Origin of the sequence: Pseudoalteromonas rhizosphaerae, from assembly GCF_028885455.1 — a bacterium.
GTDB classification, from domain to species: domain Bacteria; phylum Pseudomonadota; class Gammaproteobacteria; order Enterobacterales; family Alteromonadaceae; genus Pseudoalteromonas; species Pseudoalteromonas rhizosphaerae.
The window spans coordinates 150,715-166,957 of the sequence record NZ_CP118496.1 but is presented as its reverse complement, the minus strand read 5'-3'; the positions used below and the strand labels follow the sequence as shown (position 1 = coordinate 166,957).

Here is a 16,243-nt window from a genome sequence, read left to right as displayed (position 1 = left end):
ATATTCGATTGTTTATTACTTACCACGCCCCAATTTAACTAATAGAATCTTAGCGTTTTTTATTACTCACTAATTTTCAAAAGCGGTTCCATAGGTTGGAAGGGCTGATTTACATGGTAGCCATACCATCACACCCGCAGCGGGGTCATTAGCATCAACAAATGACGGTGCCCAACCTAATTGTCTAAACCCAAGCGAGACATGGTTTTCTTCAACACCAAAGTTTGCCGTTGCTTCTCGAGCATTTTCGCATTTGAAATATTGGGTCATGTTATCCGCGGGTATATTCAGATCAGCAAGCGTGTAGCTTTGTATGCAATCGATATCGCTACCACTACAGGTGTTGAGGTACTCATTCCACGCATCTGAACATGCTGTTCCATAAGGATTATCGCGACAAACTCGGGCATATTGCTCATAAATCCAAGCGTTATTATAAGCGGCTTCCTGCACGCCTTCTGCTTTTTGACGCTGTACATCAGTCATCCAGCTAGCGTATTGTGCAAGCACACCACGAGCACGGTGCTCATGATTAACCGACTTTTTGAATTGGTCTTCAAGCCATAAAGTACGGTAGGTGGTTTCAAAACGAATATCTTTATTACCAGAATCTAAGCGACGTAAATCCTGCGAGCTGATCTCGTAAGGAGTTGCTTTGTAACGCACAACATTATAATCAGAGAGTGCATTAAACTGATTGCCAAAGTCATTCTTCGCATAGTTTACCGCTTGCTCAAATAAGGTAAAGCAAGGCTCATAGTTATCAAGTGAACAAGTGATAATATTGCTAGGAATTATGCTGAGCAGCTGCTTAGGATCACCACCTTTTTGTAATGCTCTGACGGTGATACGCACACTTTTCTTTAGATCTTCGTCAATATAATTAAGCTTACCATCGACGCTAATACCAATATTCCCTGCGCCATAGCTAACGCCTAAGTAACCGCCAATTTCGCTTTTGTGCTGTTCACTTAAGTACTCAATTTTCATGTTAATAAGTAACTGAGCACCGTATTCAATTTCACTAATAAAGGCATCACCAGCCATGCTCATTAGTTTACTTTGATACTCATTTGCGAGCGTATTACCCGAAGGTGTCAATATATAACCAATGTTCGCATCTGCTGGCATAAGAACACGCTTTTTCGGTGTCAACGACGCTTGGAAAGTATAAGTATTCGAAAACTCAGTTGAGGACATCTCCTTGGCTAAGTGACCTCCCGCTTTAATACGAATAACAGGAAAGCCAACATCTACATCAACATTACCATTTAGTTGACGGAGAACTTCGTCGTAGCTGCCATTGTTTACTAGTTCAAATTGCACACGAGTATTACCTAGTGTTTCAACGGTTTCACCTGCGACAGTTTGGACATTCAAAAAGCGTTTTTGGTCGCTGTTATAGGCCGTACCCAACACAATGTGATCGTTCACCAATCCTGGAATTTCACTTTGGAAGGTATTTACATTCTGTGCTTTTTGCATTAATTCCGCTTCATTCACAAAATTTGAATCTGCAAATGCGAAAGGCGTAGTGCTGGCAATAAATGCCGCGATAGTCTGTTTGTATAAGTTCATGTTGCCACCTATTACTTCACGTAAAGGAGGTAATCTTCTACCTCTCCGGAGTCTACTTCTTTACATGCGTCATTGCTGCCACCCAAGTAATCCATGGTAACGCGCATTTTCGTCATGCCCTTTTTTGCACCCGTTGGCGGTGTAATTTCGACCTGAATTGCTTGCTCAGAAACACCAGCAAACAAGGTTTCTTTTGTATCGTTAAAATCGCCGTCTTGATTCCAATCAATAAACACATGCCAAGTTTCAGGGTATGTTTCTGAACTACTAAATCCAGGAATTAATGTTAACTGGTAGCTTTTATCTGCATATATTTTTGCGGTATCGCCAACATAGTTACTGTAAAAGGTATTGCTACTGGTGTTTTCAATATTGGAAAACTTCACTGATTGGATGAACTCGTAGGCGCGCTCACGAGACTTTGTTGTACAATAGTTTGGCATTGCAGGTGTTACCATAACAGCACTGATCCGATAATCAGACGGGATCTGAAAACAAGAAGCGGTTGTTGATTTACCCGCAAACCAATTCTTCGGATTCGCATTATCTTCGTCACCAAAGGTGAGGTATTTCGCATCCCCCCTAAGTGTATTATTTTTGTATAGCATCACCTGTTTAAGATTCGCTATTTTCTCATCGTTTGGAATGGGGGATGTGGGGTCGAAGATATTATCAGAGACTTCAACCAATAATCCTGAAGAGCACTTTTCTAACCATTGAAAGCGGCCTAACGCTTGCTGTGGGGTGAGTACATCTCGAGATTCAAATAAAGTCGTATTCGCCTGCACTGATGGCGCTATTGTAGCAGCGAACGAGGTAATTAATGTGCTGATTAGCATGACTTTTAACATAGTCTTATTCCTTATAATTCTAGCCATTTACGGTCATACTGATGAACGCGGCCACGAGTCTGTAGTTCTCTATCGCGGCAATAATTACCAATTGAATTACGCTTACAATAATCAACGGCGTCCGCCAGAATAAAAGAGTTAAAGAGTGAGTTATCGCGAATGGTTTCTAATGCAGTTCGATGTGAGTTACTCAACTCACTGGCGTAGTAATTGAGTACGTTATCCGCACGGCGATTGTCGAGAATTGCCTGAACCCAATCATCACTCATGTTTTTGAGCGCCAATTTAGTCAGGATGCTTTTGGCAGGATATACATCATCAGGTACTAAAGGTGATAGGCTCGGCCCTGAATCGGTGTAACTTTGTGTCAATACTCTACTGACGTTATACTTATCCAAGGTATCAAACTGAGTAACATAGTTGGTTTTTATATAATCGATGCTGTTTTTAAATACATCAAAGCATGGTGTCGGGTTTTCCATCGTACAGTTAACGAGTTGATTTGGGATCACCTTCAAAAGCTCTGTCGGGTCGCCACCAAATTGTAATGCAGAAACCGTAATTTTGATATTTCGTTTCACGTCTTCGTCTACTTTTTGCAATTTACCACTGACATTGACTTTACCAGCCCAATCAACACCAAGCTGACCACCCCATTTGACTTTGTCTTCGTCATTTTTATATTGGAACTTGAGGTTGAGCATCACTTGAGAGCCATATTCAATCGCTGACACGAACTCATTACCAATATTATTAAACTTGTCCCCTGGATTGGCATTGACCAAATCAAGCGCGGCTTGTGTAGGTTTAAACCCTATTTGAGGATCTGCAACTAACAGCCGTTTTTTTGGCTTTAAAGAGAGAAATAATGTGTAAGTACCGGTGTAGTTATCTGCAGTATTTTGTTTAGCATAGCTTGCGCCAACTCCCACTTTTATTACGGGAACATCAAGGGCAGCTCCTAAGTTACCATCAAGCATACTGGATAGTTGGCTATAACTCATGTCTACACCGACAACAAAATCCATTTCAGTATTACCATAGGTTTCATCTACTTGACCAAGTACACTTTGCAGTGCATAAAAACCTTCTTTTTCACTGTGGTAAGCGGTACCTAGTGTGACAGAATCTACGTCAGAGTTGCTTGCTTGAATAGCAAAGTCAGAATTGCTTGTTTGATCAGCCGCTGCTGAAAAACTACAGGCAAAAAGACCTGCTACCCCCATGGCACGTGCCAATGGTGAATAATATGTAAGTTTCATATTTAATTCCTTTCAGAGAAATATGGCCTTTCGAATAGAAAGGCCTAGTGGCCAGATTAATCCAAACTGTTGATGTAGTCAGTTTTCCACTTTTCAGGAAGGCGTTGAAGAATCTCTTCTTCTGACATGCGAATATTCTGATCTTTGTAGTTCAATTCGTCTTGAGTAGCCAAGTCCCCTACCGCCATGCCGTTTGCAAACATCGCAAAATTACGAGACTCAGCGAATTTCGAATTTTCTGTAGGCGCCAGTTTCAAATTGTAGATTTTGTCTTTGTATTTCTCTTTTGTTACATCAGTAACAAGCACAGAACCTGTTTCAGTAAGGATACGATCGCCTACTTGCAGTTCTTTCGCCCAAATAAGACCTTTATTAGAGGTAGAAATTGGGTGAGTCTCAGTTGTTAATATGTCAGAGCCATCAGCGCCTCTTATGCGATACATCTTAATCGCTTCAATCCCTACGGACACATCAATAACTTGCATGGATTCTTTAACTTGAGTATTCGAAGCAAGTGCACCTAATACTAAATCGCCTTTCGCAATATCTTCAATAGCGCGTTGTTTACCATCGGCCATCGTGATCATTGTGCCGGTCGCTAGGCAGCTGTAACCTAACTTCATCATTGGTAACACTTCACTGTAGAAGTTACCAAAACGTGTTGACGTTTCTGACGTTAGCGAAATTTGGAATGCAACCGCGCCACCACGCTTCTTAAAGTACGGATAACCTTTAACTGCAAATGTCATATACCAGTTTGCTTCGGCGATATTAGAGAACAGTTTGGCATTACCAAAACGGCCTTCTGAACGCGGAATATTCCAACGAATGATCGACTCTTGGTTTACAGTATCAACTTCGAACTCTAGATAGTCAGAAAATTGTTTTGCATTTTCGAGTCCTTTGTAGCTTTGCTTTGTCGCGCCCCCATAGATACCTTCCTGTAAATAGATATTTGTTGGCTCATCTATACCGTTTGGTAAATCACCTACAGTTGGATAAATCTCTGTGATCTCGTGAGGAACACGCAATTCACCGTTGAATGGGATGTTTACATCCGTAATTTCGTTTGGATCTCCAATTTGGTCAGCGGCGTAGTCACAGTCTGCATGACTGCGGTTTAGACAGATTTTAATAACAGCATCATTGTTTTTATCGATAGGCGCAGCTGCAGTGTATTTTGGACGTGTGTCCAATGATGAACTTATCCCAACGTTAAGTGCAGATGCTGCTGCGTCGCTTTTTGCCGCTGGTGAAGCAGAGCCATAAAGCGCTTCAAAGTGCTCCCATGAGAACGGGTATTCAGTATACTTCATCGTCGTACTGATAGTGCCATCTTCTTGCTCAAGTTCCACATATGAACTGGCATAAATGGTATCTAGATTTGGGAAGTTTGCTTTCAATGATTTCAGTGAAATAGTCGAAGTCGCAAGCGTGTCTTTCCCATTCAACATATTAAATGTAGAGCCTAAAGGTGCGAGTTGATTGCCGTTTGCATCTTCTAATAGTAAATCTATATAGGTCGCTTGTGTGCCGCCAAAACGAGAGCTTTTTGCTCTTACAATTAGATAGGGTTCGTTTGTATCTGATGAGATGGCTAAGTTCATATCTAAGAAGAAGTGTGCTTCTTTAATAATATCGACTTCACTTTCACTAACCGGTGGCACTTCAGACGTTGCCATGTTCATTTTGGCTGATAAATGCTGTCCTATAGCTACATCTAGCGTTTTATGTAGTTGTGGATAATCACTCTCAATACGATTTGCCTTTATCAATCGTGACTTTGCCAATTGATAGTGCTGTGGATTCGACATGTCTAGCTTACGGATCCCAGATTGATCCGGCTGTGTTACTGCTGTCCCATGCATTGCTGCAGGCCCAGACTTCTGTTGTGACGCTGTGGTAGCTTGTTGTTCATTTATATAGTTGCTAGCAGCTACCGCGTTACTGACTACTAACGCGATTGCAAGCGGCATGAGCACCTTTTTGTTTAGTTTTTTCATGTTATTTTCCTTAATTGTTATAAATTTCGATAAGGTAGTCTTCAATTTCTCCGCTCCCCGAGGTTGCGGCACTGCTATAGTCAGAGCAAGGATCGATACTATTTACTCTGCTAAATCCGTAATACTGCAAAATTCTCATACGAGTCGTCGTGACAGGCTGTGACAACTTATTGCTTGGAATGCTAAATTCACCCTCAACATAACCTTTACCGTAGTCTTGGTTAGTCTGGTCGAAGTCCATTATTAAAAGTTCTGATTTGTCGTTTCTCCAGTCACCATTACCAAATTGACCATCACCATTTAAATCAATCCAGACATGGTAATTCTCAGCAAATGTTTCAGTACCAGCATAACTGGCTTCAATACGATAGGTATTGGTCTGTGTGGCATATAGTATGATTGGATTATTAGGGTTAACGACGCCTGCTTGCTGCGCATTGCTAAACGGACCATCTTGATTGAAAGTCACTTTATTAATGTGTTCATAGTCAGTGATACCCTCCGCCGTGCAGTATTCAACAGGTTGTGCTGCTTTAAGCTCTAGTAGTATATTTTTGGTGCCGGTAACTCGTCCACCCAACCAATGTTGGTCGTAACTAATAGTTAAGCTCGCGGTATAGGTTCCAGCAGCTTGATATGTATGCTCTGTGTCTTGGCCAAAATTACTGTTTTGTGTGATTGTTGTGCCGTCTCCATAATCCCAAACTAGAGTGACATCGGGATCCCAAGCTGCGTTGTCAGGTTTTGTGGTAGTGTTATTAAAGCTTACCTTAAATGTACCATCTGCTTGTTCGTTTATCGTATAGCTCACTTCAGGGGTAAAATTACTCTCGCCAATGTTTACCGTTTCACTGGCCGATTGCGTACCATCAATATGCTGAATTGTGAGTGTAATTGTGTACTCACCATCGGCTTGGTAGGTGTGATCAGTGTCTCTGTCCGATGAGTTATCCCCATCGCCAAATTGCCACTGTATCTTACTGTTTTCAGGTATAATACTTTGATTTGTGTCTAGATAAACAGTGCTTCCAGAACTGTGAGGTGTAAACTTTGCTGTGATTGTCGTATCGAACTGAACTTGTTTGTTCCAACTTCCTATCACTTTGCTGAATCTGTCATATGCTTTTAGTTCTACCTCATAGCTACCAGACTGCGCATATTTATGAATAGGTGACTTTTCGCTACTGGTGGTGCCGTCGCCAAATTTCCACTGCCAACGTTTAACACGCGCATCTATCGTGTTGTTATCAAAACTCATCTGATTAACACCTTGGTTAGCACTAATTCTCAAAACAACAGGGTCATTGTTTTCAAGTAGTTTAACGGTGTAGTCTTCAACTTCACCCCAAGACATATCTCCACACGCGGATTTAACTAGACCAAATGACACCATAGTACGAATGCGATAGGCTTGGTTTAACTTGCCACTCAATGATATCTCGCCAGTCAATTGTGTCTTACTGCTTCCAAAGAGCACGAGTTCTTCAGTCTTGTGGAATAAACCATCGTTGTCTTTGTCTAACCAGACATAAAAGTTCTTTGTTTTGTCTTGAGTGTCTGGATGTGGTGCTGCGGTTAGCGTTACATTGAGTGCTTTACCGTCCTCCACTTCGACTACATCAGATGAGTAGTTACTGTAATTACTTGAAGTAGAATCATTTTTAAAGTTATTTAACGAGACCGACGATAAGTAATACTTACTATAATTAATACCTTGCGCTGGACAATAGTCGTTAAAAACTTCAATAGGTAGCATGAAAGTATCTGACTGACCAGAAGGGGCTATGGCCGTGAGTTCAACGTTGTATTCGCCTGCATTAGCAAAGTTATGTTGGGGCTCAAATGCGCTACTTTGCAAACTGTCATCGCCAAAGTTCCATTGCCATTGCCATCCTTCGCTGTTGGCAGCCGCAACTTGCTGACCATCTTTTCGAGTTAAATTTTTAAAGTCAAAAGCCAAAAATTGGCGGTCATAACCAAGTTCGCTTTCGAGTCCATGGTCAACTTTCAGGCCAATACCTACTTGCGCAAATGCTTTACGTACGTGGTTTTGTAATTCAGTGGCTTGCCAGTGGCTACCATCTTGCTTTTTAACCCCATCTTGAGCCAACAGGTCAAGTACCGTGTAGGTTTGTCGCATTACGCAATCTGCACCAGTAAGATAAGTACTATTGCTGGTCCAGCAGTTTTTATTTGCGTTAGCAAACAGGATAAAGGAGTATTTTGTATTCCAAGGTGAGGATTCGTTATCTAAATCAGTTGAAGTGAGATAGTAAAAAGCTTTGTTGAATACACCTGCGCCATGGTGAGAAGTTACTGAGTCATCATAGTCATCCACATGATCAATTGAATTTCCATCTAGCGTAGGTGTTTTAAAATAACGCAGTGCATCGTCGAGGCGAAATGTTTCGTGATTGCTTTTCCAATCATTGATTCCCGAGTAAAAGAATTCAGCTGCTTCTCCCGCCATATCAGAAAACGCTTCGTTAATAGCACGAGCTTGACCTGTCAGCATTGACTTTGGCGTATTGGAGCCAAATTCCTCAGTAAAACCATGAGCAATTTCATGCGCAACTACATCTAAGGAAACCATAGGATAGAATAGGTAGTCACCATCACCAAAATAGACCTCGCCGTTTTCGTAAAATGCCTGATCCATGTTCAGGCCATAATGGACATTTTGAGTTACCTTCTTATTAAAGTAAGGCTTATGACCAAGGTAAGCTTCAAACATCAAACTCGCTGTTTGCCCGTGATGATGGGCATCATTCAAGGCAGAGCGAGCACCGTGATATTCTTTGTAATTGTTACGAGTTGAATCTGAGCAGTTGTAGCTATAAGGATTATTAACTTGCGCTGTGCCGTGATTATAGTTTCTAGTCTCAACGTTTTGTGCATCGAATAAGCAGGTGGTTTGCTGATTGCCTGTTTCCATTGCAATAACAAAAGTCTTTGGTGGGTAAGAAACATAATCTGCTTGCTTGTAATCTGGACGTGAAACCTTGTCATTGCCTGATGGGCCGCTTCCACCCTCATAAACGATCCGCTGTAACACATCGGATTGGCTGATGAGTTCGTTTGTCGTTAGGTCTACAAAAGAGATGATTCTTTGTGGTTTAAAGGGGGCTGACTCGAAATCGGTGAAAAAGGCAATTTGAGCAGCGTGTCGTGCTTTTCCTTGAGCATCTATATAAATGACTTCTTCTGCTGATTTACGTCTATAGATTCTGGGGCGTTCATTATTAAACTGAGAAACTATTGAATCTAAAGCTACGCTAAGTTGCTCTTCTGACGCGGGAGTTAAAGCTGATATATCTTTAGCAACGTTAACAATTAAATCGCCATAAACTTGTTCAACTACACCACTCTCGTCTGTCAGCACAACAAGATCTTGATTCCAAATAGGAATATTTTTATACTTTTGAGTAATTGTGTGGCTTTGCTTGGTTGCACTCATTTGGTTTTGATGAATTGTAAGCGTTTGGTCTAAGTATTGCGCTGTAAATGCCTTTAGCGCGAGTAGATAGTTTTGGTTTGAAGCATTATTAAATGTGGATTGTTTTCGTTGTGAAGTAGGCGCAACTTTCTGCGTGTCATTGAATAAAGATATGCGTTCTGCGGCATGGCAATGCATACTTATTGCTGATACTAAAACGCACAGAGACTTTAATGCTTTCATATTAACTCCATAATTATTTTGAAGATTCCTTTCCACTTAAACGCAACGACTTAATAATTGATACAATAGAGCGAATAAGTTCTGTTAAGAATAAACCCTAGTCTAGCAGCTAATTCAAAACAAGTTTTTAACAAAATAAAACCCAAAATTAACAAATAATTCACACCCAGGGTTGGTAATCAATTTGTTATTTTTGTTGTTTTTAATCTAAGTGATTGTTATTTTAGAATAAATTTAAAGTATTTAAAAACTGATAAAGAAGTGAAAAAGCTTGTACGGTAAGGAGAATCGTCATCATTTTGTAATTTAAAGTGAATTTGAAAAATCAGGCGTTGACTAGTTATTTTTATATTGTGAAATTATACGCAATATTGATGAAATAAAATGAGTAATTAGTGCCGTTTTAGGTTGGATGATTTCAGAGGGATTGCTCTGGTAAAAAGTACCTAGTTGCTTCAAAAAACTAGGTGCTTTTTGTGATTTTTATTGAACACCTGCATTAGGGCCTGTTTATTTTTCGAGGTTGCTTTTACAGCAGTATGTTTGGTTTTTAAGCAAGACAGAGCCTATGGATTGTGGTTGTTCCCCATAAATATGCGATAACGCAGCATAAATGCCAAACATGCACTGCCCGAAGGGGGCGATTAACTATTTGTTGCCTACATGTGTGTAGGCAAGGGGCGTGAGCAGGACGAGGAAGTTCTGCTCAATTTTTACTTAGCCCACTAGGTCACAAACCTCACACCGCGATTAAATCGCCGCTAGATTGAACAAATTTTAATTCTGAAAGATCAACAGGCCCTAATGTAGTTAGTAACAAAGGGTGATATCTCGATGGTTCCTGTGGACATCTTTATCTTCATCTGTAATGGTCTAATGAAGCAGGAGAGGTTTATAGCGTATGCACATTCATGAGAGGGTGTAACTAATTTTGTAACTGCCTATCTTAATTTAACCTATTAAGCGTTTAAGGATAAGGCGATGAACATAAATAAAGAAGACCTTGAAGCGTTTACTAAAAAAACGGCTAAAAGTATTAAAACACCGGACAATCTAAGTCAATTTAGCCAGATGTTAAAAAATAACCGACGAAGCTGCATTAAATGCAGAAATGGATGAGCATTTAGGATATCAGAAGCACAGTAAGTCACGAGTCGTAACGGCAAAACAAGCAAACGCATTAAAACGGAAGATAGTGAATTTTAGCTCGATACTCGACGCGACCGTGAAGGCTCTTTTGAGCCAAAGCTAATGAGCCTGTAACAGACTCTGTGTTAGCTATATTTTTAAAAAGCCTTAACGATGGCTATATTCTGATCTTATATTTCTTGTTAAGCAAGTCAGAGATGTTTTTTAAATATAGTTATCTAAATCAGCTGCCTGCTTTGTTTAGCTTTTTCTTTTAACATTTTCTGCGCGCGCTTTTGTTCTGCTTTCTTAACGTGTTTGCTGATCCACTTGGTCATTTTTACCATTAATGCTGGCGGGAAGTCATGGCCCATACCGTTTACTATCTTTAATTTAGCCTTCCTGATTTGGGCTGCGGTTTGCTTTCCAGCGGCTATTGGCATGACAGGGTCTAAACTGCCATGTATGACGAGGGTTGGGGCTTTTATTTTCGGCATTAAATGTTGCCGGCAATCACTGGCAGTAATAGCGGCAAGTTGTCGGTTAAAGCCTTGCGGGTTGTGTGCTCTATCCACTCCTAGGGTAGCTTGTTTACGCAAAGCTAGTTCATCTTGTGGATAGGCTGGGCTGCCAATTAATTGATTTAGCCTTATATTATAATGTATAGCACCATCACGACTGGCTTGGGCGCGACGATGTTTTGCAAGCTGTAAAAATAGCTTTAAATTAGACGCCGATAGCTTAGGTTTACTCGAACTTGACATAATTGAGGTTAAGCTCAAGACCTTTTTTTTATGTTTAGCTGCGATAATTTGTGCAATCATGCCGCCCATAGATGCACCGACTAAATGCGCTTTTTTGATTTTTAATTCGGCCATTAATTCTAATACATCATTTGCCATATCATCTAAGGTGTATGGGATGCGGGATTTAATAGGTAACCGTTTATTTAGCCATATTTTGAATAGGTTAGGGCTACCAAATTGTTCAAGTTGGCTTGAAAGACCAGTATCGCGGTTATCAAAACGGATGACTCTAAACCCTTTAGCTACTAAGCCAAAATAGAGTTCATCAGGCCATACTGTTAGCTGCGCTCCAAGGCCCATAATCATAATGATGACAGGCGCTGATTTTTTTCCTTTATCTTGATAGCTAATTGTAATGCCACTTTTAATTTTAATCGTGCGCATATTACGTTATGTTGATAGCTTATTTAGCGACTTATGCAAAACAGTATAGTTAAAACTCAGTAATCCTTCATGAGTAGAAATATGAATTTTTTATATCAGAATGAGAGCCGTTTTTTAATACGTTTAACCTTCAGCATGTTTTCGCAGTTCTGCTAGCATGCTTTCATTGCCAATCATTTCATCAAGTACAGAGCGGACATTATCATCACTAGTGTGCTGGTAAAGTGATAAAATATGCTGGGCAATTTGTTGGCTATTGCCATCTTCTGAGCTTTGCGATTGATAGTATTGCGATATCAATCCTTGCCCCGCTAAACGGCGAATATAATCGTTAGACTCATGCTGCAGTAGTGAAGTAAAGCGCTCAGTCAGGCGTTGATCGAGTACGGGTGCTTGAGTTATGACTTCAATGGCTTGGATTTTGAATTTCTCATCATCACTATTAGCGGCCAGCTCTAAAATATTATCGACTACCGCAAAGTCATACTCAGGTATTTTTGATTTATTCAAAATATACATATTCATTTGTAGTTGAGTTAGGGCTGCGAGTCTATCGATGTCTGTGGCATTTGGGTCGAGTATTTGCTCTCGTAATTGTGTGGTTATTTTTTTCGCATAGTCAGAGTCTGACTTTATGCGTAGTTCATAGTCTTGTGGTAAGTCGGCATAAAAACCGTAAAGTGGGTTGCTTTCACGCATTTCATCTATTTCTTGCTGTTCTTTTTCCGTCAGTACAGCAAGCACCAACTCCTTAAAGTCATCGTTATTATATTCTTGATCTATAGAAGTATTTTTTATTTTTAGGCTGGTAACTTGTCGCTGTAAAGATATTATTTTGTTATGCAATTGGGTAACTGAAAGTTCGTTGCTGTCATTATTCAGTGGCATATTAGTAACAATGATCGATGACTGTTCAGTGCTACTTTTGTCGTTAGGTAAACTCACTGATTTGAAAAATGTACCGTAACACGAGACCACAAGTGCGGCTGAGGCAAGGGCTATTGCGACTGATCCTTTACTAATAGGCATGTGGTGGAGGCTCCATATTTGAAAAGGCGTAATTTACCGCTTTTGGGGCTATAAGTCTGTTAAAAGATGTAGAAAGTTAAGTGTGCTTCAGCGTATTATAATTTATTCGCTAAGTATGATTGATAACGAAGATTAATTTTATTTTTAATTAAGCAAGGAGACTCTTCTCTTTGCAAACATCATGTTGTTTGGTCGTTGTATACAGCACGGAAAAGAAAAATATGAATATACTTAAGTGGTTTTTTATTGCGTTGTTTTTGCTCCTATCGGGGTGCGCAACAAAGCAAGAAAAGGTTAAAAAAGACAGTGTCAAAAAAGCAACCCTCAGCATCGCAGAAAATCGCAAACCGCTTGGTAAAGTTGGTGTGATTACGCTGATTGGTGATAACTTACTTTGTACGCATACAGGGGTTACGGTATTCAGCAATGAACGGCAGTTGTATGCGCTCCCTACGGATTTAAATGAGCTGCTAACGCAGCGGATAATTGCGCGCTTTGCTGGTTTTGATACCACATTAGTGCCGTTAAATAAGCAATCTATGTCGATCATTAATACTGATGTAGGCGTCTCGCGATGGAGCAACATTGAGTTTAATAATCAACAAAATGTAGACACGGTTTTGATTTTCAGTGGCGCGTTTAAATATAGATCTAAAGACGGTTATTATAAAGATGAAAATGCGCTTCATACCTATGCTGAGTTTTTTGTATATGATGTGTCTTCAGGTGATTTACTAGCTGAGTCAACGCATTACCAGTACAACTTGTTTGACGCGTTTAGCTGTACACAAAGCACATTTGCGACAACAGGAGCGATGTATGAGTTGATAAAAATGGCAGGGGCCACGTCTCAAGAGAAATTGATAAATGAGATTTTTCAGCCATCAAAGAGTAATTAGGCCCTGAACCTCAGGACCTAATTATTTATCAATTAATGTTTTTTTGCATACTGTTCGGCTTGTTGCCATACGCGCAGCACATTGCCACTGAGGATTTTTTTGATATCTTTGTCACTGTAACCACGATCCATTAATCCTTGCACTAGGTTCGGGTAGCTAGATACATCTTTTAAGCTTACTGGCAGTGAATCGCCAACACCATCGTAATCAGAGCCGATGCCAACATAATCGATACCAATTAGCTCAACAACGTGATCGATATGCTCAAGTACTTGCTCAAGACTCGCAAATGGATACGGGTTTTTAGCACGATACGCGGCATCAAAATCTTGACTTAATTTAGTGCCTTCTTTTTTGGCCGACTCTTTTTTACTCTTTAACTGCTTGCCCCAATCACCTGCTTTAGCGGTTACAAAGCTTGAACCAAAGTTTATTTGAATAACCCCGCCGTTCTTTTTTAGTGCTAGTAGCATATCGTCATCCATATTACGCTCAAAACCAGGCGTATATTTGCGCAGTGATGAGTGTGAGGCAATAACCGGTGTTTTAGATAGCTCCATTACTTGATAAAACGCATCATCTGAAATATGTGAAACATCAATCAGCATACCGATATTGTTCATCTCAGTAACCAGTTTTTTACCAAATGGGCTTAGACCTTTCCATTTACGGCGAATATCATAAGATGAATCTGAAATATGGTTGCTTTGTGAATGAGCAAGGGTGATATAGCGTACACCACGATCAAAAAAGTGCTGTAGGTTTGCCATGTCACCTTCAATTGGTGAGCCGTTTTCCATCCCCATTGCTATCGACATTTTGCCTTGTTTAAACTGCTTTTTAATATCATTCGTTGAATCGGCAATAGCAAATTTGTCAGGGGCGCGCTGGGCAATTGCTTCCATACTATCAATGAGTTGATTTGCTAGCTGAAAGCTTTTACCTTTCCCTTCAAACTCCAAATGCGCAGGAATATAAATCGACATAAATGGCGCATTTAAGCCACCTTTAACTGCGCGTGGGTAGTCAAAATCACCGTCATCAGTGGCTTTAGTAACATCAGCCCATTTAGCATGAATACGGTACGGCACATCGATATGAGTATCGATTAAAATAGTGTCTTTGGTGAGTTTAATTGCTTTAGCTGATGCGCTGATGTCTGCACCTTGCACTTGGCTTGATAAAGCAAGTGCAACGGCAATAACTACTGAGCTTAGTTTTATCATTTTTAATGGCTCTTTTAGTAAAAAAGCCATTGTCTATTTTTACAACTAGGGTTACAAGTTTACTCGTTAAATTGTGTTTCACTTTGCAGTGCTTTAAATTCACCTTTAGAAATAATAGTAACTGATTCGTGCAGTTCTGAAAAAAACACCATGGCATCGCCATTTTGTAGTTGTTGTTTTACTTGCGCCACTTTACTTTCAATACTGAATTCTTGCTCACCGTAATCGGTGCCTTCACGTAGCACATAACTTTCAATTAAATTGTATAGAGTGTCTTTATCTAGTTGCTCATGGGGAATGATCATAGCTGCTCTTTTTTGACGATTTGGGTGAAGAAATCTGGCACTACATGCTCTAACCAATAAATCGGTTTAAATGGATTTTTTCCACTTATAAAGCCAACATGGCCGCCTTTTTCTGAGACTTGCAGCGTAACATGCTCACTAACATCTTGCCTACTGGGTACAGCTTTAATTGACAGCATTGGGTCGTCTTTCGCATGAACAATTAATGTGGGTGTTGTAATGTGTTTTAAATAAGGCTTAGCGCTGGCTTGTTGATAGTAATCTTCAGCACCAATAAAACCATGTAAAGGAGCTGTCAGTTTATCGTCAAACTGCCATAAATCATCAATTTCCATTAGCTGATCTGGTGTTAAATCAATCTGTTTTGTGATTTGCGGTAATTTACGCTGCATCGATTTTTTCATGCGATCGAGTAAATACTTTTGATAAATCTTAGCCAAACTTTTACGAATAACTTGGCATGATGGCGACAAATCATAAGGAGCTGAAACAACCGCCGCGCCATCAAGTAAACATTGTTCGCCTTGTTCACCTAAGTATTTGGCCAGTACGTTACCGCCGAGTGAAAAGCCAACTGCAACCATCAAGCGATCTGGAAACTGCTGCTTAAGTTGTTTTATAAAAAAATCGAGATCGCCGGTTTCGCCACTATGATATGCACGGGGTAGGCGGTTAACTTCAGTAGAACAGTTACGAAAATGCATTAAAACAACACTAAACCCCTGCTTTTTGAGGGCTTTCATCATGCCTTTTGCATAAAAGCTATTGATATTACCTTCCAGGCCATGCAATACAATTGCCAGCGGCGCGTTATCGTTTTTGGGTTGTGACCAAGCGAGCTCTAAAAAATCGCCGTCGGGAGTATCAAGCTGCTCTAATTGGTAGCGAGTATTATGAAAAGGCCGAAAAAACCGTGGCATAATGGTTTGCACATGGCGATTAGTCATCCACCAAGCTGGCTTGAAATCTGTAGACATAAGTTAAAACATGTTTAGCTAATAGAATCGCTAGTGTAACAAACTTTTAATAATAAAAAGCCCCTAATCAAATAACTTGATAGGGGCTTTGTGCGTCGTGCTTAATTCTGATTGGG

11 protein-coding genes and 1 pseudogene are annotated in these 16,243 nt (G+C 40.2%); 2 read left to right on the top strand and 10 right to left on the bottom strand.

Features of this window, described 5'->3' with window-relative positions; translation table 11 throughout:
• Window positions 1-69: 69 nt before the first annotated feature.
• From PVK79_RS00800 to PVK79_RS00780, 5 genes are read right to left on the bottom strand one after another with little or no spacing between them, the layout of a single operon-like run.
• Window positions 70-1,578 carry a hypothetical protein gene (locus tag PVK79_RS00800; RefSeq protein WP_257325135.1) on the bottom strand — a complete coding sequence of 503 codons (1,509 nt, stop codon included), beginning with the start codon at window positions 1,576-1,578 and terminating at the stop codon, window positions 70-72.
• Window positions 1,579-1,589: 11 nt separating this feature from the next.
• Window positions 1,590-2,429 (bottom strand): GEVED domain-containing protein, encoded by an 840-nt coding sequence (locus PVK79_RS00795; protein WP_257325134.1) that lies wholly within the window; start codon window positions 2,427-2,429, stop codon window positions 1,590-1,592.
• An 11-nt stretch (window positions 2,430-2,440) separates the two neighbouring features.
• Entirely contained in the window at window positions 2,441-3,691 is a 1,251-nt protein-coding gene (locus tag PVK79_RS00790; RefSeq protein ID WP_257325133.1) for an internalin, read from the bottom strand.
• Between the two features lie 56 nt (window positions 3,692-3,747).
• On the bottom strand, window positions 3,748-5,694 hold the full coding sequence (locus tag PVK79_RS00785) for a Hint domain-containing protein (protein WP_257325132.1): 1,947 nt from the start codon (window positions 5,692-5,694) through the stop codon (window positions 3,748-3,750).
• Window positions 5,695-5,704: 10 nt separating this feature from the next.
• Complete coding sequence (locus PVK79_RS00780; RefSeq protein ID WP_257325131.1) at window positions 5,705-9,373, bottom strand: PKD domain-containing protein; 3,669 nt, start codon at window positions 9,371-9,373, stop codon at window positions 5,705-5,707.
• Window positions 9,374-10,360: 987 nt separating this feature from the next.
• Between PVK79_RS00780 and PVK79_RS23495 the strand changes: the two are divergent.
• Window positions 10,361-10,576, top strand: a pseudogene (locus PVK79_RS23495) (transposase); the annotation flags it as partial.
• Between the two features lie 164 nt (window positions 10,577-10,740).
• Here the strand turns inward: PVK79_RS23495 and PVK79_RS00775 are convergent.
• Both PVK79_RS00775 and PVK79_RS00770 read right to left on the bottom strand, forming a co-directional pair.
• Entirely contained in the window at window positions 10,741-11,691 is a 951-nt protein-coding gene (locus PVK79_RS00775) for an alpha/beta fold hydrolase (protein ID WP_257325130.1), read from the bottom strand.
• A 123-nt stretch (window positions 11,692-11,814) separates the two neighbouring features.
• Window positions 11,815-12,720: a hypothetical protein gene (locus PVK79_RS00770; RefSeq protein ID WP_145242386.1), complete on the bottom strand. Its 906-nt coding sequence runs from the start codon at window positions 12,718-12,720 to the stop codon at window positions 11,815-11,817.
• A gap of 221 nt (window positions 12,721-12,941) precedes the next feature.
• Between PVK79_RS00770 and PVK79_RS00765 the strand changes: the two genes are divergently transcribed.
• A complete protein-coding gene (locus tag PVK79_RS00765; protein WP_182735841.1) occupies window positions 12,942-13,619 on the top strand; it encodes a hypothetical protein in 678 nt (225 codons plus the stop codon).
• Window positions 13,620-13,651: 32 nt separating this feature from the next.
• Here PVK79_RS00765 and PVK79_RS00760 read toward each other — a convergent pair whose 3' ends face one another.
• From PVK79_RS00760 to PVK79_RS00750, 3 genes are read right to left on the bottom strand one after another with little or no spacing between them, the layout of a single operon-like run.
• Complete coding sequence (locus PVK79_RS00760; protein ID WP_257325129.1) at window positions 13,652-14,845, bottom strand: dipeptidase; 1,194 nt, start codon at window positions 14,843-14,845, stop codon at window positions 13,652-13,654.
• Between the two features lie 59 nt (window positions 14,846-14,904).
• Window positions 14,905-15,150, bottom strand: a complete 246-nt coding sequence (locus PVK79_RS00755; protein WP_145242392.1) for a YheU family protein — start codon at window positions 15,148-15,150, stop codon at window positions 14,905-14,907.
• Window positions 15,147-16,127, bottom strand: coding sequence for a hydrolase (locus PVK79_RS00750; protein WP_145242394.1), 981 nt, complete (start codon window positions 16,125-16,127; stop codon window positions 15,147-15,149). Before PVK79_RS00750 ends, PVK79_RS00755 begins: the two co-directional genes overlap by 4 nt.
• Between the last annotated feature and the right edge of the window lie 116 nt (window positions 16,128-16,243).

Bases quoted from the DNA above. Each gene is read 5' to 3' on its own strand.
- PVK79_RS00800 (WP_257325135.1), bottom strand. From the start codon at position 1,578: ATGAACTTATACAAACAGACTATCGCGGCATTTATTGCCAGCACTACG.
- PVK79_RS00795 (WP_257325134.1), bottom strand. From the start codon at position 2,429: ATGTTAAAAGTCATGCTAATCAGCACATTAATTACCTCGTTCGCTGCT.
- PVK79_RS00790 (WP_257325133.1), bottom strand. From the start codon at position 3,691: ATGAAACTTACATATTATTCACCATTGGCACGTGCCATGGGGGTAGCA.
- PVK79_RS00785 (WP_257325132.1), bottom strand. From the start codon at position 5,694: ATGAAAAAACTAAACAAAAAGGTGCTCATGCCGCTTGCAATCGCGTTA.
- PVK79_RS00780 (WP_257325131.1), bottom strand. From the start codon at position 9,373: ATGAAAGCATTAAAGTCTCTGTGCGTTTTAGTATCAGCAATAAGTATG.
- PVK79_RS00775 (WP_257325130.1), bottom strand. From the start codon at position 11,691: ATGCGCACGATTAAAATTAAAAGTGGCATTACAATTAGCTATCAAGAT.
- PVK79_RS00770 (WP_145242386.1), bottom strand. From the start codon at position 12,720: ATGCCTATTAGTAAAGGATCAGTCGCAATAGCCCTTGCCTCAGCCGCA.
- PVK79_RS00765 (WP_182735841.1), top strand. From the start codon at position 12,942: ATGAATATACTTAAGTGGTTTTTTATTGCGTTGTTTTTGCTCCTATCG.
- PVK79_RS00760 (WP_257325129.1), bottom strand. From the start codon at position 14,845: ATGATAAAACTAAGCTCAGTAGTTATTGCCGTTGCACTTGCTTTATCA.
- PVK79_RS00755 (WP_145242392.1), bottom strand. From the start codon at position 15,150: ATGATCATTCCCCATGAGCAACTAGATAAAGACACTCTATACAATTTA.
- PVK79_RS00750 (WP_145242394.1), bottom strand. From the start codon at position 16,127: ATGTCTACAGATTTCAAGCCAGCTTGGTGGATGACTAATCGCCATGTG.